This window comes from Roseobacter sp. HKCCD5988 (assembly GCF_037830355.1).
Classification (GTDB): Bacteria; Pseudomonadota; Alphaproteobacteria; order Rhodobacterales; family Rhodobacteraceae; genus M30B80.
The window spans coordinates 610,157-629,324 of record NZ_JBBLYJ010000001.1; the positions used below are offsets into that span (position 1 = coordinate 610,157).

Here is a 19,168-nt window from a genome sequence, read left to right on the forward strand (position 1 = left end):
CCGCGCTGCAAAAAGGTATAACATGATCCACTATCCACACGAGACCCCACCTGCAAAAGGCACTGCGCGGGAAATAGCGGATGGCATCCTGTGGATTCGGTTATCCATGCCCCTGGGCTTGGATCATGTGAATGTCTATGCCTTGCGCGAACCAAATGGCTGGACGGTGATCGACACAGGGCTTGATACAAAACTCAATCGCCGTGAATGGGCCGCGATTATAAAAGATGATCTGCGCGGTGATCCTATCTTGCGGGTGGTTGTCACCCATCACCACCCCGATCACGTCGGGCTTGCTGGTTGGTTTATAGCACAAGGCGCGGAATTATTGATGACCCGCACCGCATGGCTGACGGCAAGGATGCTGACCTTGGGCGAGGAGCCAACACCGAGCCCAGAAGCGGTGTCTTTTTGGCGTGGGGCGGACATGGATGAGGCGCTTTTGAGCAAGCGCCTTGATAACCGCCCCTTTAATTTCTGTGACACAGTTTATCCTTTACCCTTGGGCTTTACGCGTTTGGAGGAAGGGGCGGTGCATCGTCTTGGCGGGCGTGACTGGGTCGTGCATTTGGGCCAAGGTCACGCGCCAGATCATGCCACCTTATGGTGCCAAGATGCGCCGCTTGTTTTGGCGGGGGATCAGCTTTTGCCATCGATATCGCCCAATCTTGGGGTTTATCCTACAGAACCGATGGCAGATCCTGTGGCCGAATGGCTAGAAAGCTGCGCAAGGTTTGAAACCATGGCGCGCGAAGATCATCTTGTTTTGCCAGGTCACAAGCTGCCCTATCACGGATTGCCTGCACGATTGGCGCAATTATCGGACAATCATCACGGTGCGCTTGCCCGGCTGCGTGAACATTTGCGCGCGGAACCCCGCACAGCGGTTGACTGCTTTGCCCCCTTGTTCAAACACCAGATTGATGAGGCGACTTATGGGCTAGCGATGGTCGAGGCCGTGGCCCATCTCAACCATCTCTATCATCTGGGCGAAGTTGTCCGTGAAATGGACAAGCGCGGTGCATGGGTTTGGCAGTTGCGCAGTTGAGGGTGCCGCCCATCTCCCTTGTCACCTTGTGAGATTTTTACAAAGATCGTGTCACAGTGTCGCGTGACAGGGCGCATGAAATTCGGTATGCGCATCGCTAAAGCGACCAGATCAATGGAGACGACCATGGCAAAGAACGAACATAAGCACGGCTCGATGGATATCAGCGAGCAGGAGAAAACCTTTGATGGTTTCATGACGTGGAGCATGCGCGTTGGTGCTGTTTCGATCGCTGTTGTGATCTTCTTGGCCCTTTTCGCCCGCTAAGTTTGAAGTCGAACACCGACGGGGTGGCGTTCGTCTCTTACAGTTTTGTGTCTCGCGCTGGCCTTTACGGGCTGCGCGAATCCATCGATTTGGGCCAGTGATCAAGACGTTGCGACAGCAAGCTATCGCGAGCCAGGGCCAACGCGCATCACGCTTTTGACAATGCTGCGCAGTGAAACAGGCACGGGTGCGCATAGTGCCCTTGTTGTCGATGACGGAACGCAGCGATTGTTGTTTGATCCTGCCGGCGGTTGGTTCCACCCTGCCGCACCCGAACGTAATGATGTGCTCTTTGGAATGAATCCCACGCTCTATGGGTTTTATTTGCAATGGCATGCGCGCGAGACTCATCATGTCGTGGCGCAAGAGGTTCTTTTGCCGCCAGAACAGGCGCGATTCGTGGCGCAGCGCATTCAGGAAATTGGCCTTGTCCCCAAGGCAAATTGTTCGCGCTCAATCTCGGAATTGCTTGGCGAATTGCCGCAATTTTCCGATTTGCCAGTTACGTGGTTTCCCGAAAAGACCATGGAAAATTTGGCCCGCTATGACGGCATCCGAACCTATGAAATCTGGGATGATGATGACGAAGGGTGACCCCTTCACCCTCTGAGCATAGCGCAAAAGAAAACCCCCGTGCCAAAAGGACGGGGGATATCTTTTTTGAAGAAAACTTCGCGTTTGCGAAGGTTCTGCTTAGAGCAGACCCTCACGCTGCGCTTTTTTCCGCGCCAGTTTGCGCGCGCGGCGGATTGCTTCCGCTTTCTCGCGTGCTTTCTTGACGGAAGGCTTTTCGAAATGTTGCTTAAGCTTCATTTCACGGAAAACGCCCTCGCGCTGAAGTTTCTTCTTCAGAGCGCGCAATGCTTGATCAACATTGTTGTCGCGAACACTCACCTGCATGTGGTGTCACCACCTTTCTAAGTTAGAGTTTCAAAGTTGCAGGAAGTGGCCATCTAGCAAGAATCTGCTAAGTTGTAAAGCAACGCAGAAAAATGGAGTGATGCGATGGAAAGCCAAGCCACGACCGAGCTGAAAGCGCACATTGTCACCGCAGCATTGGATCATGTGCCGTTTGATGGGTGGTCTGATGCGGCCCTTTGCGCTGCGTTGAGCGATTGCGATGTAGACACCGAAACGGGTCGCGCGCTTTTCCCTCGGGGAGCGGTTGATTTGGCCTTGGCCTTTCATCGGCAGGGGGATGCAGATTTGCTGCGCGCCTTGCGCAATGCTGACTTGTCTGAAATGCGCTATCGTGATCGCGTGGCTTATGGGGTGCGCCTGCGCCTTGAGGCGGTCGCCGCCCACAAAGAGGCCGTGCGCCGCGGCACCACCTTGTTTGCCCTGCCCATCCATGCCGCAGATGGCGCAAAAGCCATCTGGGAAACCGCTGACAGCATTTGGGAGGGGCTTGGGGACCGCGCCAATGATTTCAATTGGTATTCCAAGCGTGCGACATTGGCGGGGGTGTATTCGGCTACTGTGCTTTACTGGTTGGGGGATCAATCGCCAGATCACGCTGCGACATGGGCGTTTTTGGATCGCCGCATCGATGATGTGATGCAAATCGAAAAGCTAAAGAAATCTGTCAATGAGAACCCTGCGCTTAAGCCCCTTATGGCGGGGCCAAATTGGCTACTTGGAAAGATTCGCCCCCCTGCGCGGGTCGCACGAATTGACCTTCCAGGATATATTCGTCCAAAAGACCAACAGTGAAATCTGTTCTGGAGAGCTACATGACCCTGCCTGAAACCATGCGCGCGGTTGAAATCAGCGAGGCGGGCGGGCCAGACGTATTGACGCTGTGCAGTCGCCCTTGCCCCCGTCCTGAGGCTGAACAGATTTTGATCAAAATTGCCTATGCAGGGGTAAACAGACCTGATGCGCTGCAACGGGCGGGGCTCTATGATCCGCCCAAAGGGGCCTCTGACCTCCCCGGTCTTGAGGCCTCTGGCACAGTTGTGGCGGTGGGCGAGGCTGTGTCCGAGTGGAAAATCGGGGATCAGGTTTGCGCGCTTCTGCCGGGCGGGGGGTATGCAGATTATGCGCTGACCCATCAATCCCACGCTTTGCCCGTGCCAACGGGTATGGATCTGCGCGCTGCTGCTGCGCTTTGTGAGACGTTTTTCACCGTGTGGTCAAATCTGTTTCAACGCGCCGCCTTGCGCGCGGGTGAGCGGTTGTTGGTGCATGGCGGCGCATCTGGAATTGGCACAACGGCCATTCAATTGGCGCGTGCTTTTGGGGTGCGGGTTTTTGTGACCGCAGGCCAAGATGAAAAATGCAGAGCCTGCGAAGCCTTGGGGGCGGAGCGGGCGATCAATTACCGCACGGAAGATTTCGTTGAGATCATGCGCGCCGAAGGTGGCGCGAATATCATCCTCGATATGGTGGGCGGGCCATATCTGCCGCGCAATATTCGGGCTTTGGCGGATGATGGGCGACTTGTGCAAATCGCCTTTTTGCAGGGCGCGAAGGTTGAGCTGAACTTTACACAGATGATGACGCGGCGCTTGACGTTGACAGGGTCGACCTTACGGCCCCAATCAGATGCCGCCAAAGCCGCGATTGCGTCTGAGTTGCGCACCCATGTTTGGCCCCTGCTCGAAACTGGCCAAATTGCGCCCGTGATGGATAGCAGCTTTGATCTGACCGAGGCCTTCGCTGCCCATACCCATATGGAGGCGTCTGCCCATATCGGAAAAATCGTTCTCGAAGTTGCGCCTTAAGCCTGTTCCAAGATTTTGACCAACGCAGGCAGACCACCCAAATCGGGTAGGCTGTGATAGCGTGCATGTGATTGAGGCGCGTCTGCCTCCTCCAACGCCCAGATATAGGTTGACGGCACATAGACCCCAAAGGCCCCTGCCTCAAGGGCGGGGATGACGTCTGATTTCATGGAATTACCCGCCATCAATGCCACATCGGCACTTGCGCCATGCCGCGCGAAAGCGCGGGTGTAAATTTCAGGTTTCTTGTCGCTGACAATTTCAACGCCGTGAAAATATTCGCCCAAACCCGATTGCGCCAACTTGCGTTCTTGGTCGAGAAGATCACCCTTGGTGATTAGCACCAATTTGTGGCTTTGCGACAGATCGCGCACCACCCTGTCGGCATGGGGCAGCAGGGTGATGGGATGTTGGAGCATGTCCTGACCTGCGACCAAAATCTCCCCGATTACTGCACCGCTGACTTTTCCTTCGGTGACTTCAATCGCGGTTTCAATCATGGAGAGCATGAACCCTTTAATGCCAAATCCGTAATGGCCGATATTGCGCCGTTCTGCCGCCAAGAGGCGGTTGTGCAAATCGTCTTCGGCGCAGCAATCCGCCAAAAGTTCTGCAAAGCGCGCTTGGGTTACGCGGTAAAATTCCTCGTTCTGCCAAAGCGTATCATCCGCGTCCAAACCGATTATTTGCAGCTTTTTTGTCATTGGGTTATGCACGACCTCAGGCAGTTGCCTTGTGGCCCCTTTTCTGAATCACCTTGCGGCTTATATAAAGGCACATGGACAATGGCACCATGAGCACGCCAGTTTTAGACCAGATGGCCAGTTTTGGAGTAGATATGCGGCGCGATGGCTTGACGATGATGGCGAAACCTCCTGTGGAGGAAAACGACACCACCGTTATATCCAAAACAAAACCAAAAACGCAGCGGCCCCCGATGTATAAGGTGCTGCTTTTGAATGACGACTATACCCCAATGGAGTTTGTCGTTCACGTTCTTGAGCGCTTCTTCGGTATCTCTCATGCGCATGCGGTCGAGATTATGCTGACTGTGCATAAAAAAGGGGTGGCCGTTGTGGGTGTCTTCTCTTATGAGATTGCCGAAACGAAAGTGGCGCAGGTGATGGAATTCGCGCGCCGCAATCAGCATCCGTTGCAATGCACCATGGAGAAAGAGGACTGATCCCCAGTCCCGCCGCCGCTTATGACCCCAGACAGATGGATTTCCGCGCTTGAGCAAAACGCGCTCAGCTTGCCGCCTCTTTCGGCGGTTTTGATTTATGGTGCCAGTGGCGACATGCAACTTGATGTGTTCGGACAGGCCCGTCTGTTGGCTGTGCAAGGGTTTTACCCCGATCACGCCCGCGTTGTGGCCCGTGGAATTGATGTGCATCCTGATCTGCCAGCCGATGCGGTGGATGCGTTTGATCTGGCTTTGGTTGCGGCCCATAAATCAAAAAAATTGACCCTGTCGCGGATCGCAAAATCCCTGATGGCATTGCGCAAGGGTGGCATTTTGATGGTGGATGGGGCGAAAACCATCGGGATTGAATCGATCCTCAAGGCCCTAAAATCAACCTTTGACGGCGTAGAAGTTTTTTCAAAATCGCATGGCAAATTGATTTGGTTCGTGCGCCCAGATGTCCTGCCCCAAACCTGCGCGGAATGGGTTGGCAGCGCCACGAAAACTGAAGATGGCCATATCGTGCCAATTGGCAGCTTCTCTGCGGACGGGCCAGATCAAGGATCGGAAATTTTGATTGCACTGGCCCCTAAACTTAAGGGACGCGTTGCTGATCTTGGGGCGGGTTGGGGATATATCGCCGCGCATATTCTGGATGAACAGGATAGCATTGAAACCCTCGATTTGATTGAGGCCGATCACGCGGCGCTTGAGGCCGCGCGCCAGAATGTCGGTGATCCGCGCGCGCGTTTTTTCTGGGCTGATGCGACAGCATTCAAGCCCGACGCGCTTTATGATGCGATTTTGTGCAATCCGCCTTTTCATACATCACGCGCGGCTGATCCTGCCTTGGGGCAGGCCTTTATTTCGGCGGCAAGTCGCCTGCTTAAGCCTTCAGGACAATTTTTGATGGTCGCAAATCGCCACCTGCCCTATGAATCGGCGCTGAAGGCGAATTTTTCAACGGGTCGCATGTTGGCCGAGATGCAGGGCTACAAGCTCTATCAAGCTGGGAAACCGAAAGCTGCGCGATCTGCGCGATGATCGGCAAAGGGGTTTTGGAATGTCTTTATCCATCCAAGGAAAAACTGCTATTGTGACGGGGGCCGCCAATGGGATTGGCCTTGCGATCGCGCGTCATTTTTCTGACCTTGGCGCGAATGTCGTGTTCACAGATCGCGATGAAGAGCGGCTTTTTGATGAATGTGGCGCCTCAGATGATGAGCGCGCGCCAAATATTCGCGCCTTTGCAGGAGATTTGAGCGAAAAGCTGACAGTGGCCAATTTGATCTCGGCCACGATTGATGCCTTCGATCGGGTCGATATTTTGGTCAATGCGTGCCGCCAGATCATACCAACGGACCCGTTTGATCCTGCCGATACCAGCATTGAGCAAATGTTGCAGCAAAACCTGTTTACATCGCTTCGTCTGAGCCAAGCCGTTGCAAAAAAGATGATTGCCCAAGCCGAAGGGGATGACCGCGATGATGAGACGCGCGGCGCGATTGTGAATATCTCGAACATCGCTGCGATGCGCAGCCATCCTGATTTGATGGGCTATTCGGTGTCGTTAGCGGCGCTTGAGCAATCTACGCGGTCTTTGGCATTGTCCCTCGCCCCAAATCGTATTCGTGTGAATGCTGTATCTTTTGGGTCTGTGATGTCAGCGAGCCTTCAAGCGGGTTTGGCAGAAGATGAATTGAAGCGCAAAGACATCCAAAGCCACACACCGCTTGGCCGCATTGCTTCAGCGCGCGAAGTGGCGGGTGCGGCCCAATTCTTTGCCTCGGATGGGGCGGGATTTGTTACAGGGCAAGTTCTCTGCGTGGATGGTGGGCGCAGCTTGCTTGATCCTGTTGGCGTGCCTTTGCATTAAAAACCGCGCAACCTTTGGGGCGCGCGGTTTTCAGATGGCAGGCGTTATAACGCCTGATTATTTGTCGTCTTTGTCTTTATCATCTGGCAGGTTAAAGAAGCTGTCCGCATCATAGGTCTTTTCGGTTTCGTCTTCGTCCTCATCGGCGGCAGACGAATTGCCTGAGAGGCTGAATGTTTCAAGACCCGAAATCGCGCTTGGCATTTTTGGCTCTGGATCACCTGCAAGGCTTTGTTCGGTCGAGACTAATTTACGGCGCTCATCATCGGTCATAACCAGACCTTCTTTGGCGCGTTTCGCGTTGGCTGATTGCACGGCGGCATCCAATTCAGACTGCTTGCACAGACCAAGCGCAACAGGGTCGATTGGTTGAATGTTGGAAATGTTCCAATGGGTGCGTTCGCGGATCGCTTGGATGGTTGGTTTGGTGGTGCCAACCAATTTGCCAATCTGGCCATCGGACAGCTCTGGGTGGAATTTGACCAACCAAAGGATTGAAGCAGGACGATCCTGACGCTTGGACAGGGGCGTGTAGCGTGGGCCACGGCGCTTTTCCTCGCCCAGTGCGGCGGGGTTATGCTTCAGCTTTAGATTATGCGCAGGGTCTTTCTCGCCACGATCAATCTCGTCTTGGTCGAGTTGGTTATTGGCAATCGGGTCAAAACCCTTGACGCCTGTGGCTACGTCACCATCTGCAATCCCTTGCACTTCCAATTCATGCAGCCCGCAGAAATCGCCGATCTGCTTAAAGCTGAGCGTGGTGTTATCCACCAACCAAACGGCGGTGGCCTTTGCCATGATAGGTTTTGTCATTTTTAGCTCCTTTTCGGATGCAATCGGGCGGGCGCTGAAACAACGCCGCGGCGGGGGCCGCAATTCCTCGATTTCGGGGAAGTTGCCCGTTATATAAGGCAGCGATTGGCGCAAGGAAAGAGGGAAACGCGAGATGGGGTGCAGATTGATACGTGCGGGGCTTTTGGCCTTTGCGCTATGTGGCGCGGCACTTTCTGCGCGGGCCGATCAGGCGGGGGTGCTTGACCTTTATGTCTTAGCCCTCAGTTGGAATTCAACATGGTGCGCGATTGAGGGGGATGAGCGTGGGGCGGCGCAATGCGAGACAGGCGCACACCATGGGTTCACCTTGCACGGGCTTTGGCCACAATATGAGGAGGGGTGGCCCAGTTATTGCTCAATACCCGCGCGCGGCCCAAGTGATGCGTTGACGGCGGGCATGGTTGATATCATGAGAAGCTCAGGCCTTGCCTGGCACCAATGGCGTAAGCATGGGGTCTGTTCTGGCCTGCCTGCTGAGGATTACTTCGCCCTATCGCGCCGCGCTTATGCGGCGGTGACTGTGCCAGCGGTTTTGACCCAACTTAATCGACCTGTGCGCCTGCCAGCCGAAGTGGTGGAGGACGCGCTCCGCGAAGCCAACCCTGATCTCAGTGACAGTGGTGTTGTCACCACCTGCCGCGAAGGTCGCATCGCAGAGCTGCGCATTTGTCTGACCCGCGATTTAGAGCCCCGTGATTGCCCTGCCGATATGGGGCGCGATTGTTCTTTGCGTGAGGCGCTGTTTGATCCAATCCGCTGATGCGTGCTTGCACCTTCGCGGTGGGCATGCATCACTCGCCCGCTCACAGCAATCAGGAGATTCGGCATCATGACCGCCCCCATTCGTGTGGCAATAAACGGCTTTGGTCGCATTGGGCGCACCGTGCTGCGCGCGTGGCTTAAGGGCGGTTGGCCCGAGGTTGAGATTGTCGCCATCAACGACATAGCCCCCCTAAAGACCTGCGCTTACCTGTTCGAATATGACAGCGTCTTTGGCCCTTACGCGGGCGAGGTGAGCTGCGGTGATGGCGCATTGGTGATTGATGGGCGCCCGATTGCCTTTACCTGCGAGCCTGATCTAGCGGCGCTGCCCCTTGCGGGGGTGGACATTCTGATGGAATGCACGGGGCGCGCCATGGATCGGCGGATTGCTGAGGCAGGTTTGCGCGCAGGTGCCGCACGGGTGCTGATTTCTGGCCCCTCCCTTGATGCTGATGTGATGCTGGTCTTGGGGGCGAATGATGCGGCCCTATTGCCCGATGCGCGCATTGTGTCGAACGCATCTTGCACCACCAATGCCACAGCCCCCCTGATACGGGTTCTCGATGAGGCCTTTGGGGTTGAGACGGCTTTGATGACGACAGTGCATTGTTACACGGGCAGCCAACCCACCGTGGATATGCCGATGGGGGATTTGGTGCGGTCCCGCGCAGCTGCCTTGTCGATGGTGCCCACAACAACCAGTGCGGAAAAGTTGATTGATCTTGTGCTGCCCCATCTTGCGGGGCGGATCACAGGCTCGGCAATTCGGGTGCCAACGGCAAGTGTCTCTTGTATCGATTTGGCGGTCATCACCGAGCAGCGGCCATCGGTTGAGGCGGCGCGCGATGTCCTGCGCGCAGCCGAAGGGCCAATCTTAGGCTATACTGAGGCGCCTGTTGTCTCGACTGATCTTCGGGCGCGCCCCGAGTCGTTGATCGTGCAAGGGGATCAGATCAAACGCTCCAAAGGCGGGATGCTGCGCGTCTTTGGGTGGTATGACAATGAATGGGGATTTTCTGCGCGCATGTTGGATGTGGCGCGCAAGATGGGGGCGCAAGCCTAAATAAGAAAGGAGCGAGGAGCATGGCAGATTGGAAAAACTGGATGCGCGAGGCGAATTATATCGCAGGCGCATGGGTGGGCGCGGATGATGGTGCGACCTTGGATGTTACAAACCCCGCTACGGGCGAGGTGATTGGGCAAATTCCGAAATCTGGCCACTCAGAAACCATGCGCGCGATTGATGCAGCCCATGCAGCTTTTCCCGCTTTTGCGGCGATGGACTTGATGGGGCGCTTGGCGCTTTTGTGGAAATTGCACGATGCGCTGATGGATAACCAAGACAGTTTGGCCGAATTGTTGACCCGCGAGATGGGTAAACCTTTGGCAGAAGCGAAGGGCGAAATTGCCATCGGTGCGCAATATCTGCGGTGGTATGCAGAGGAGGCCCGCCGTGTGAAAGGCGAGATCGTTCCTGCAGGCGTCAATGGTCGCCGTATTTTGGTAACAAAGCACCCCGTGGGTGTTGTGGGCATGATTACGCCTTGGAATTTCCCCTCCTCGATGCTGGCCCGCAAACTTGCGCCTGCTTTGGCGGTTGGCTGCACGGTTGTTGCGAAGCCTTCGGAAGAAACCCCCTATTCAGGCTTGGCTTGGGCAGCTTTGGTCGAGGACGTGGGCTATCCCAAAGGGGTGATTAACATCGTCACGGGGGATGCGCCCGCCATTGGTGGTGCGATGATGGCGCGCCCTCAATTGCGCAAAGTGACCTTCACGGGCTCGACCAATGTGGGCAAATTATTGATCCGCCAGTCAGCTGATACAGTCAAGAAAGTCTCAATGGAATTGGGGGGGAATGCCCCATTCATCGTTTTTGACGATGCTGATCTGGATCGTGCGATTGACGGGGTTATGGCCTCTAAGTTTCGCAATTCTGGTCAGACCTGCGTTTGCGCCAATCGTGTTTTTGTGCAGGCAGGCGTGCATGATGAATTCGTGGCGAAACTGGTTGAGAAAACCCGCGCGCTGAAACTTGGAAATGGCATGGATGCGGGCGTGACCCAAGGGCCGTTGATCAATCAAGCGGCGTTGAAAAAGGTCGAGGGCTTTGTGGAAGACGCCAAAGCCAAAGGTGCCACTGTGGCCACGGGCGGCATGCGGGATCAATTGGGCGGCACATTCTTTCAGCCAACGGTTTTGACAGGGGCCAAAGCCGACATGGAATTTGCCCAGGAAGAAATCTTTGGCCCTGTTGCGCCCGTGTTCAAATTTGAGACAGATCAAGACGGGGTTGATATGGCCAATAACACCCGCTTTGGCCTTGCGGCTTATGCCTACACCTCTGACCTAGCGCGCGCGATGCGCCTTGATCGGGATTTGCAATATGGCATGGTCGGGATCAATTCTGGCATGATCACCACGGTTGAGGCGCCCTTCGGCGGCGTCAAGGAATCGGGTCTTGGCAAAGAGGGCGGCAGCCAAGGTGTCGAAGATTATCTTGATACCAAATATGTCTGCATTGACGGGCTCTGATCCCACTTCCCTCGACCTGATGCGTGTGGGGGATTGCGCATAGGGTCGAGGGGCGCGTGGATGCGCATTAGGCATGCATATGCCCTGACCTGTAAAACGACAGCTTATATTTGAGATTTAGGTTAAAATGATTTCCGCGCGCTCAAGGCCGCGGAAATCGTGCCATCGTCAAGATAGTCCAATTCGCCCCCGATGGGCACACCTTGCGCCAGGGATGTGATTTTCACGTGTCCTTCGCGCGCCATTGGGGCGAGTTCGCCCGCAATGTAATGGGCGGTGGTTTGACCATCAACGGTGGCATTCAGCGCAAGGATCACTTCTTCAATTCCATCTCTTGCGACCCGCTCAATAAGGCGCGGGATACGCAGATCGTCAGGGCCAATATCGTCTAGTGCCGATAGCGTGCCACCCAAGACATGATAACGCCCGCCAAAGGCGCGGCCGCGTTCCATCGCCCAAAGATCGGCGACGTCTTCGACCACGCAGATTTGGCCATTGCCCCGGTTGGGGTCGGTGCAAATCGCGCAGACCTCATCGGTGCCGATATTGCCACAAGAGAGGCATTCACGCGCATCACGGGCCACTTCGGCCAAGGATTGCGCCAAGGGCGTCATCAGGCCTGCGCGTTTTTTGATCAGGTGCAAAACCGCACGCCGTGCCGAGCGTGGCCCAAGACCAGGCAAGCGCGCCATCAGCGCGATCAATTCCTCTATTTGGCGCACGCCTTCGCTCATCGAAATCAGAAGGGCAGCTTCATGCCTGCTGGCAGGCCAAGCTCAGCAGTGATTTTTTGCAATTCTTCCTGACTGCGATCAGAGGCTTTTGCTTGCGCATCTTTGATGGCGGCCAAGATCAAATCTTCGACCACTTCCTTGTCATCCCCATTAAAGATGGAGGGGTCGATATCCAAACCCACCAATTCGCCCTTGGCGCTGGCTGTGGCCTTCACGAGGCCTGCACCTGCTTCCCCTGTGACGCGGATTGTGTGCAGGTTTTCTTGCATTTCCGCCATGCGGGTCTGCATTTCTTGTGCCTGTTTCATCATCTTGGTCATATCGCCAAGACCGCCAAGGCCTTTGAGCATATCCATCATCCTTTGTGGTTAATCGTCTTCGAACGGATCCCATTCATCTTCGATTTCGGGCAAGGCCTCGACCGCAGCATGGGCCTGAATATCTGTGTGACTGCGAATATCTGTAATTTTGGCGTGTGGAAAGGCCAAGAGGACGGCCTGCATCAGCGGATGGTCTTTGGTCTCTTTTTCAAGCTCGGCACGCTCCGCATTCGCCTGTTCTTCGATGGTGGGTGCGCCGCCCGAGGAGACGACCGAGACCACCCATCTTGTCCCTGTCCATTGCGTCAAGCGTTGGCCAAGGCGTGGCCCCAAATCTTCGGGCGCGCGGTCAGTAGGTTCAAATTCAATGCGCCCCGCGCGATAGGAGGCCAAGCGCAAAGTGGTCTTAACCTCAACCAACAATTTGATGTCGCGCATCTCTTCGATCAATGCGACCACATGCTCAAAAGTCGGGTATCGGGCCAGTAGGGCCTCTGGGGCCTCGGAAAGGGCCGCTTGCGGCGCGCCATTTGTGCCGCCTGTGCTGCTTGGAAGGCTTGAGCCTCGCGCGGGTGCGCCATGCGATCCGCCTTGTGTGGGGGCTGGCCCGCGCGGTGGTGCGGCAGGGGGCGGTGTTGTGGATTGCAGCTTACGGATCAAATCATCGGGGCTTGGCAATTCGGCCACATGAGTCAGGCGGATCACGGCCATTTCGGCGGCCATCATCGCATTGGGGGCAAAGGCCACTTCCTCAAGCGACTTCAGCAGCATCTGCCACATCCGCGACAAGGCGCGCATTTGCAAATCCCCCGATAGCGCCACCCCGCGGCTGCGCTCATCAGGCGAAATAGAGGGTTCTTCAGCGGTTTCGGGCGAGATTTTCACAACCGACAGCCAATGGGTGATATCGGCCAAATCCCGCAAAACTGCCATTGGGTCAGCGCCATCGGCGTATTGCGTGGCCAATTCATCCAATGCACCCTTGGCATCGCCGCGCATGATCATCTCAAACAGATCCATGACACGCCCGCGATCTGCAAGGCCGAGCATCGCGCGCACTTGTTCCGCGCTGGTTTCGCCTGCGCCATGGGAAATTGCCTGATCCAAAAGGCTGAGCGCATCGCGCACAGACCCTTCCGCCGCGCGCGTGATCAGGGCCAAGGCTTCGTCCGTGATTTCGGCTTTTTCCAGATCCGAGATTTTGCGCAAATGCGTGATCATCACCTCAGGCTCGATGCGGCGCAGATCAAACCGCTGGCAGCGCGACAATACGGTGACAGGCACTTTGCGAATCTCTGTGGTCGCGAAGATGAATTTCACATGGGCGGGCGGTTCTTCCAATGTCTTAAGCAGCGCGTTGAACGCGCTGGTCGACAGCATGTGAACCTCGTCAATTATGTAAATCTTATAGCGCGCGCTGGCAGAGCGATAATTGACGCTTTCAATAATCTCGCGGATGTCATTCACGCCGGTGCGTGATGCCGCGTCCATTTCCATGACATCGACATGGCGCCCTTCGGCGATAGAGGTGCAATGTTCGCATTGCCCGCAGGGTTCAGTCGTGGGCTTGCCCGCACCATCAGGGCCAATGCAGTTTAGGCCCTTGGCAATAATTCGTGCGGTGGTCGTTTTCCCTGTGCCGCGAATGCCCGTCATAATGAAGGCTTGCGCGATGCGATCGGCGGCAAATGCGTTTTTCAGTGTCCGCACCATGGCCTCTTGCCCGATCAAATCGGCGAAACTTGCGGGGCGATATTTGCGCGCAAGCACCTGATAGGCTTGATCGGTGGTTTGGGTCATAGGGTTTTCCAACGGCTCTTGACGGTTTTTTCTTGGCAGAACGGCGCCCTGCCTGCAGGGTTATTAGCAAACTAGGCGCAGATGAGCGGCGCGGCAACCGGTTCCTGCGCGCAAAGCAAGCGGGGACGCGATGAGCGATAGATCACGGCTTTTGATATTCCTGTTTTTGATCCTGGCCAGCGTCTTTGTCGCGCTGGTTCATCTATGGGCCGCTCTTGTTGAGGGCGGGTTTCGGGCCATCCCGTTATCGGTGGTGTCGATCTTGTGTTGATCCATTTGCCCGCAACCGCCGCAGGCATTTGGTTATGGCGCCAAGGGGCCTTGGGGCGGATGCGCTATTTGGTGCATGGGCTGACCCTCTATTTTTGCGTGGCCCTGTTCTTCGCGATGGCGGGGAATTTTATTTGGGCTTCACTTGTGAATGGCCTTTATGGTGGGGGCAGCTAAGGTCATGACGCCTCAGGCGGTATGATCCCAGACCAGTCCCATATGGTGCGCCGCTCATCGGGCAGTTTAGGTGAGGAGGGTTTTGCCTCAAACCCATCCAAAAACGCCAAAGGATCGTCAAAAGTCAGGTCAGATAATGCTTCGGGGGTGATCTCCCACCACGCGCTGCGTTGAAGCCGCGTTGCAATCTCAGGCGCAAAACGGGGGCGGATGACGCGGGCGGGGTTGCCGCCAACAATCATGTAATCTGCCACATTGCGCGTCACCACAGAACCCGCTGCAATCACCGCGCCATTGCCGATGGATATACCATCACGCAGCAGCACATCTTGGCCAATCCAAACGTCATGACCGATACGCACAGGCCGCGCCGCGCCATCATACCGGGCAGAGTCAGGCAAGGGGGGCAGGTCAAACATCCGCCGCCTGCGGGGTCGATATTGCACAGGCGAGGTTGTCACCCAATGATGCGGATGGCTGGCCCCCATTACGCGGACATTATCGCTGATCGAGCAATATCGCCCAATCCAACCCGCAATAAAAACGGAATGGCTGTAGGAATAGGCGCCAAGCGGCATCAGACCTCTTGGATTATGCTGACTGTGACGTTCAAACTTGGCGCTTGCATTGTTCAAAACATGGCCCGCGCGCAGCTTTGGGTAAAAACGCATGGGCAGCGCCTCGACCAATCCCAGATCGGTGCAGCGAAAGCGATTCATTGCAGCCTATTCCCCGAAATTCCGCAACCCAAGCCACAGCTTGGTTGCTTTTACGCACCGCCGCAAGGGTTCAGGTGGCACTTATTTTCAAGGGAAAGGTGAGAGGCTGGACAACGACCCAAGCGGGACTCGTTACGGCTGCTTCCTTCCGGATCTGACCGGGTTGGCGAGGAGCCTGTCCGCGCCAACCTCTCAACGCCCAAATAGTCAATCTTGGCTCTTGGTGCAAGGGCTGCACAAAAAATGCGGGCTAAAGCGTGATTTCAAATTGCTCGAACCCTTGGGCCGAGACGCCAGAATAGGCCAGACCATTCAAATCGCGCTCTTTCCCGACCTCCCGCGCAGTAGGGGGTGTCGTGAAAATAGTCATATTCGGTCAGATGAGCGTGTAAATCGGTGGTCGCAAAAAGCGTGACCTTCAGACGCGCGGACCGCGCCGTCCCTATGATGATCTGTCCCGCAGCCAAATCTCATCCCCTTATGATGGGGGCATCATACAACCATAAGGGTAGTTCTGCGCAATCCTATTCTTGTTGCACCCCGTTCACGTCTCTGTAAGGTTTGGGCGCGAAGCAAGGATCACATCACATGCCCCTTTTACAAACTGCCTCTGCGGTCACCTTTGGTGGATCGAATTTAGATCGTGCGGCGCATTTGCGGGATGATCCTGTGCAATTGGGGCAAATTGCAAAGGCGCATATCTTGGTTCTGTGGCGCGGCAAGGTGCTATGTCAGCGCGATGCAGAAACGGGTCTGGCGTCCTTGTGCTTTTTGCCAAAAGACGCACCGCTTTTACGAGATCTCGCAGAGGAGGCGCGGTTGTTTTTGGGGCTGTCCGAGGATGGGGCGGCCTATTTTGCGCAAGACCTGAGCGATTGGAATCCTGAATTGCCAGAAGGGGTCAGCTTGAACTCCTTTGTTGATCTGTCCGAGCAGGCCCATCCAGATGCGCCCGAGGGCGCTGTGTTTTTGGAATTGCGCAGCATTATGATCACCCTGCCTCCACGCGCAGCAGAATTGGCGGCAACAGCCCGTGCTTTGTTGAATTGGCACAGCTCGCATCTCTATTGCGCCAAATGTGGCAGCCCTTCGCAGATGGTGCAAGCGGGGTGGCAGCGCAAATGCCCCGCCTGTGGCGCCTTGCATTTCCCGCGCACGGATCCCGTGGTGATCATGCTTGTGACCTATGGCGATCAAATTTTGTTGGGGCGTTCGCATGGTTGGCCCGAAAGGATGTATTCCGCACTCGCAGGGTTTGTCGAACCTGGTGAGACAATCGAGGCCGCCGTGCGCCGCGAAGTGTTGGAAGAAGCGGGGGTCACCACATCCGAAGTGCGCTATGTTGCCAATCAACCGTGGCCTTACCCCAACTCTTTGATGTTTGGCTGCCTAGCCACTGCCACAAGCACAAAGATTACGGTTGATCCAAATGAATTGGACGATGCGCGATGGTTAAGCCGCCAAGAGGCGATGGATGTCTTTTGTGGGTCACACCCAGAAATATCTTCGCCGCGCAAGGGCGCAATTGCGCGGTTTTTGCTGGAAAACTGGCTCGCAGATCGGTTCATATAGGCTGCAAAAGGTGCGCGACTGGGGTGGTCTTTGGCCAGACGCCCTGCCTTCACAGCGCGCAAAGGATCGGCGTATAGCATTGGGGTGATCAGCTATGAAATTCAAAGCGACCGAAGATATTGATGCCCCGCTGGAACTGGTGTTCGAGCGGTTTTGCGATTTTAGGCAGATCGAAGCCGATTTGACGGGACGCGGCGCCAAGCTCGTGCGGGAAGGCGGGTGGTTGCAGCCCCGCAAAGGCACAGGGTGGTCAAGTGAGATCAAATTGCGCGGCCGTGCGCGCCCTTGGAGTTGAAGCCAACCACGTTAAGTGCGCGGTTAGTGATTCAATCTTTGAAACTTGCGCGGGACCGCGTTTTGCAACGGATGACGGGCTATTTGGTGCGCCGTGGCAGTGAGGTCGAGGCGGAATATCGCGCCTCCTTGGGCTAGGTTTAGCCTTGCGGCGTCATGGCCTTGCGTTGACGTGCGCGCTCTATCCCCAATTGCCGTTCTCTTAGTATGATGGCGATCCCTGCCGTGATGATGATGGCCGCACCCACCAACATGGTCGTGCTTGGGATTTCGTCAAATATCATATAGCCCACCCCAAGCGCCAAGAGCATCGAGCTATATTCAAACGGCGCTATCAAGGAAGCATCGGCTTCGCGATAGCTTGAGGTGAGCAGAATCTGACCCACGCCGCCTAAAACGCCAGCCAAGATCAAGAGCATCGCTTCGCGGGGCCCAGGGATGACCCACCCCCACGGTAGGGTCAAAAGGGACATTAAGGTCGCCGTGATTGAAAACCAAAAAACGATGGCCGATGTGGTTTCAGTTGCAACCATTTTGCGCACAAACACCTGTGCAAGGGCCGCGCATACCGCGCTCATCAAAACAATCATTGCGCCAAGCGCCTCGGCATGGGTGGTGTCGGCGCCGCCAAGGCTGAGGCGCGGAGAAAGAACAATCACCACGCCAAGCATCCCCAAAGCCACCATGCTGAGGCGAAAAAGCCGTACATCTTCGCCCAAGAACATGGCGGCAAAAACAACCACCAAAATCGGCGCGGCATATCCAATCGCGGTTACTTCGGGCAATGGCAAAAGGCCAAGCCCCGCGAACCCAAGCCCCATCGCACTGGTGCCCACAACCCCACGCCAAACATGGCCCAAGGGCGAGACTGTGCGCAGGCCGGTTGACAATTCATGTCGCATCCACAGCCATGCGATGATCACAGGCAGCGCAAAAAATGATCGAAAGAAAACGGCCTGACCCGGCGGCACATGGTCAGAGGTGGCTTTGATCAACGATGCCATCGCCACGAAAACGCATACAGATGCGATTTTCAGGGCAATGCCGCGAAGGGGGTTCATGAGAGGGGCGCTCGCGCAAATCTTGTGTCAGCGCAAACTTTGCGCGAGGCGCGATGGCAATGCAAGGGCGGATTAGGTCCCGTAGTCGCGGCTCGGATCAGCGGGATAGCTGCCTAAGATCCGCAACTCGCTGGTGAAATATTCCAACTCTTCCAAGGCCAATTGCACGGCGCGATCATCGGGGTGCCCTTCGATATCGGCATAAAATTGTGTCGCCGAAAAGGATCCCCCAACCATATAGCTTTCAAGCTTGGTCATATTCACACCATTGGTCGCGAAGCCGCCCATGGCCTTGTACAGCGCCGCAGGGATGTTGCGCACACGAAAGACGAAGGTGGTCATCATATGTTCCGCGCGTGGGCGCAGATCAGCCTTTGGCTCCATGATCAAGAATCGCGTGCGGTTGCTGTCTTGATCCTCGATATGGCGGGCCAAAATATCGAGATCATAGATTTCAGCAGCAAGTTCCGAGGCAAGCGCGGCCTTGGCCTTGTCGCCCCATGCAGCAACATCGCGCGCGGCGCGGGCATTGTCGGTGGTTACACAGCCTTTAATGTTGTTTTCTTTCAAGAATTTCGAGCATTGCGGCAAAAGAACCAGATGCGACCACGCTTCTTTTACGTCAGAAATCTGGCTACCTTTGACACCCAAAAGATTGATGTGAACGCGCACAAAGGCCTCGCCCACGATATAAAGGCCACTTTCAGGCAACAGACGATGGATATCGGCCACACGGCCATAGGTCGTGTTTTCTACGGGCACCATCGCGGCTTGAGCATCGCCTTGGCGCACCGCATCCATCGTTTCCTCAAAGCTTGCACAGGGCAGCACATCCCAATCGGGGCGTGCTTCGCGGCAGGCTTGGTGAGAATAGGCACCAAGCTCTCCTTGAAAGGCGATGCGGCGTGGGTTTGCAGTGGCAGTCATAATAAATCTTTCAGATGGGCGTTCTGTCGCGCTTCCTACACCTTGCCATCTTGTGATGGAAGACGA

General features: G+C 55.8%; 24 protein-coding genes and 1 other RNA gene. 15 read left to right on the plus strand and 10 right to left on the minus strand.

Going from position 1 to position 19,168, the window contains the following annotated elements; genetic code table 11:
- Positions 1–22: 22 nt before the first annotated feature.
- The 3 genes from AAC636_RS03075 to AAC636_RS03085 all read left to right on the plus strand — a co-directional run bounded on the left by AAC636_RS03075 (position 23) and on the right by AAC636_RS03085 (position 1,909).
- Positions 23–1,048 (plus strand): MBL fold metallo-hydrolase, encoded by a 1,026-nt coding sequence (locus tag AAC636_RS03075; RefSeq protein ID WP_340300375.1) that lies wholly within the window; start codon positions 23–25, stop codon positions 1,046–1,048.
- A gap of 126 nt (positions 1,049–1,174) precedes the next feature.
- Positions 1,175–1,315 (plus strand): aa3-type cytochrome c oxidase subunit IV, encoded by a 141-nt coding sequence (locus tag AAC636_RS03080; protein WP_340244868.1) that lies wholly within the window; start codon positions 1,175–1,177, stop codon positions 1,313–1,315.
- A gap of 162 nt (positions 1,316–1,477) precedes the next feature.
- A complete protein-coding gene (locus AAC636_RS03085; RefSeq protein WP_340300376.1) occupies positions 1,478–1,909 on the plus strand; it encodes a hypothetical protein in 432 nt (143 codons plus the stop codon).
- Positions 1,910–2,008: 99 nt separating this feature from the next.
- Here AAC636_RS03085 and rpsU read toward each other — a convergent pair whose 3' ends face one another.
- Positions 2,009–2,215 (minus strand): 30S ribosomal protein S21, encoded by a 207-nt coding sequence (gene rpsU / locus AAC636_RS03090; RefSeq protein ID WP_009806335.1) that lies wholly within the window; start codon positions 2,213–2,215, stop codon positions 2,009–2,011.
- Positions 2,216–2,320: 105 nt separating this feature from the next.
- Here rpsU and AAC636_RS03095 point away from each other — a divergent pair, with 105 nt between their 5' ends.
- Entirely contained in the window at positions 2,321–3,028 is a 708-nt protein-coding gene (locus tag AAC636_RS03095) for a COQ9 family protein (RefSeq protein ID WP_340297807.1), read from the plus strand.
- Between the two features lie 26 nt (positions 3,029–3,054).
- A complete protein-coding gene (locus AAC636_RS03100; RefSeq protein ID WP_340301076.1) occupies positions 3,055–4,041 on the plus strand; it encodes an NAD(P)H-quinone oxidoreductase in 987 nt (328 codons plus the stop codon).
- Here AAC636_RS03100 and AAC636_RS03105 read toward each other — a convergent pair.
- On the minus strand, positions 4,038–4,745 hold the full coding sequence (locus AAC636_RS03105) for an HAD family hydrolase (protein WP_340300377.1): 708 nt from the start codon (positions 4,743–4,745) through the stop codon (positions 4,038–4,040). The two genes, AAC636_RS03100 and AAC636_RS03105, sit on opposite strands and share 4 nt — an antisense overlap.
- Before the next feature lie 158 nt (positions 4,746–4,903).
- Here AAC636_RS03105 and clpS point away from each other — a divergent pair, with 158 nt between their 5' ends.
- From clpS to AAC636_RS03120, 3 genes are read left to right on the plus strand one after another with little or no spacing between them, the layout of a single operon-like run.
- Entirely contained in the window at positions 4,904–5,224 is a 321-nt protein-coding gene (gene clpS, locus AAC636_RS03110) for an ATP-dependent Clp protease adapter ClpS (RefSeq protein ID WP_340301077.1), read from the plus strand.
- A 21-nt stretch (positions 5,225–5,245) separates the two neighbouring features.
- Complete coding sequence (locus AAC636_RS03115; RefSeq protein ID WP_340300378.1) at positions 5,246–6,268, plus strand: class I SAM-dependent methyltransferase; 1,023 nt, start codon at positions 5,246–5,248, stop codon at positions 6,266–6,268.
- 19 nt (positions 6,269–6,287) lie between these two features.
- On the plus strand, positions 6,288–7,100 hold the full coding sequence (locus tag AAC636_RS03120; protein WP_317656550.1) for an SDR family NAD(P)-dependent oxidoreductase: 813 nt from the start codon (positions 6,288–6,290) through the stop codon (positions 7,098–7,100).
- Positions 7,101–7,157: 57 nt separating this feature from the next.
- Here the strand turns inward: AAC636_RS03120 and AAC636_RS03125 are convergent, their stop codons facing one another.
- Positions 7,158–7,913 (minus strand): DUF1013 domain-containing protein, encoded by a 756-nt coding sequence (locus AAC636_RS03125; protein ID WP_340297805.1) that lies wholly within the window; start codon positions 7,911–7,913, stop codon positions 7,158–7,160.
- Between the two features lie 133 nt (positions 7,914–8,046).
- On the opposite strand from AAC636_RS03125, the gene AAC636_RS03130 reads away from it, so the two are divergent.
- The 3 genes from AAC636_RS03130 (at position 8,047) to AAC636_RS03140 (ending at position 11,228) form a co-directional block, all read left to right on the plus strand.
- Entirely contained in the window at positions 8,047–8,694 is a 648-nt protein-coding gene (locus tag AAC636_RS03130; protein WP_340300379.1) for a ribonuclease T2, read from the plus strand.
- 69 nt (positions 8,695–8,763) lie between these two features.
- The gene (locus AAC636_RS03135) at positions 8,764–9,759 is read left to right on the plus strand and encodes a type I glyceraldehyde-3-phosphate dehydrogenase (protein ID WP_340300380.1); all 996 of its coding nucleotides are present in this window, start codon (positions 8,764–8,766) and stop codon (positions 9,757–9,759) included.
- A gap of 20 nt (positions 9,760–9,779) precedes the next feature.
- Entirely contained in the window at positions 9,780–11,228 is a 1,449-nt protein-coding gene (locus AAC636_RS03140; RefSeq protein WP_340300381.1) for an NAD-dependent succinate-semialdehyde dehydrogenase, read from the plus strand.
- Between the two features lie 122 nt (positions 11,229–11,350).
- Here AAC636_RS03140 and recR read toward each other — a convergent pair whose 3' ends face one another.
- The 3 genes from recR to AAC636_RS03155 are packed head-to-tail and all read right to left on the minus strand — an operon-like array spanning position 11,351 to position 14,082.
- Positions 11,351–11,962 carry a recombination mediator RecR gene (gene recR / locus AAC636_RS03145; protein ID WP_340300382.1) on the minus strand — a complete coding sequence of 204 codons (612 nt, stop codon included), beginning with the start codon at positions 11,960–11,962 and terminating at the stop codon, positions 11,351–11,353.
- Positions 11,963–11,967: 5 nt separating this feature from the next.
- Positions 11,968–12,312 carry a YbaB/EbfC family nucleoid-associated protein gene (locus AAC636_RS03150; RefSeq protein WP_317656544.1) on the minus strand — a complete coding sequence of 115 codons (345 nt, stop codon included), beginning with the start codon at positions 12,310–12,312 and terminating at the stop codon, positions 11,968–11,970.
- Between the two features lie 18 nt (positions 12,313–12,330).
- A complete protein-coding gene (locus AAC636_RS03155; RefSeq protein ID WP_445322534.1) occupies positions 12,331–14,082 on the minus strand; it encodes a DNA polymerase III subunit gamma/tau in 1,752 nt (583 codons plus the stop codon).
- A 130-nt stretch (positions 14,083–14,212) separates the two neighbouring features.
- Here AAC636_RS03155 and AAC636_RS03160 point away from each other — a divergent pair, with 130 nt between their 5' ends.
- Both AAC636_RS03160 and AAC636_RS03165 read left to right on the plus strand, forming a co-directional pair.
- Positions 14,213–14,353, plus strand: coding sequence for a hypothetical protein (locus tag AAC636_RS03160; RefSeq protein WP_340300383.1), 141 nt, complete (start codon positions 14,213–14,215; stop codon positions 14,351–14,353).
- A complete protein-coding gene (locus AAC636_RS03165) occupies positions 14,347–14,529 on the plus strand; it encodes a hypothetical protein (RefSeq protein ID WP_340300384.1) in 183 nt (60 codons plus the stop codon). The genes AAC636_RS03160 and AAC636_RS03165 overlap by 7 nt, the downstream gene beginning before the upstream one ends.
- A 2-nt stretch (positions 14,530–14,531) precedes the next feature.
- Here the strand turns inward: AAC636_RS03165 and AAC636_RS03170 are convergent, their stop codons facing one another.
- Positions 14,532–15,248, minus strand: coding sequence for a CatB-related O-acetyltransferase (locus tag AAC636_RS03170; RefSeq protein ID WP_340300385.1), 717 nt, complete (start codon positions 15,246–15,248; stop codon positions 14,532–14,534).
- 96 nt (positions 15,249–15,344) lie between these two features.
- Positions 15,345–15,443, minus strand: an RNA gene (gene ffs, locus AAC636_RS03175) — signal recognition particle sRNA small type.
- Between the two features lie 393 nt (positions 15,444–15,836).
- Between ffs and nudC the strand changes: the two genes are divergently transcribed.
- Entirely contained in the window at positions 15,837–16,820 is a 984-nt protein-coding gene (gene nudC / locus AAC636_RS03180; RefSeq protein WP_340300386.1) for an NAD(+) diphosphatase, read from the plus strand.
- A gap of 94 nt (positions 16,821–16,914) precedes the next feature.
- A complete protein-coding gene (locus tag AAC636_RS03185; RefSeq protein ID WP_340252702.1) occupies positions 16,915–17,115 on the plus strand; it encodes a hypothetical protein in 201 nt (66 codons plus the stop codon).
- 139 nt (positions 17,116–17,254) lie between these two features.
- On the opposite strand, the gene AAC636_RS03190 is transcribed toward AAC636_RS03185, so the two are convergent.
- Positions 17,255–18,175, minus strand: a complete 921-nt coding sequence (locus AAC636_RS03190; RefSeq protein WP_340252700.1) for a DMT family transporter — start codon at positions 18,173–18,175, stop codon at positions 17,255–17,257.
- Positions 18,176–18,247: 72 nt separating this feature from the next.
- Positions 18,248–19,102 (minus strand): prephenate dehydratase, encoded by an 855-nt coding sequence (locus tag AAC636_RS03195; protein ID WP_340252698.1) that lies wholly within the window; start codon positions 19,100–19,102, stop codon positions 18,248–18,250.
- Positions 19,103–19,168 lie beyond the last annotated feature (66 nt).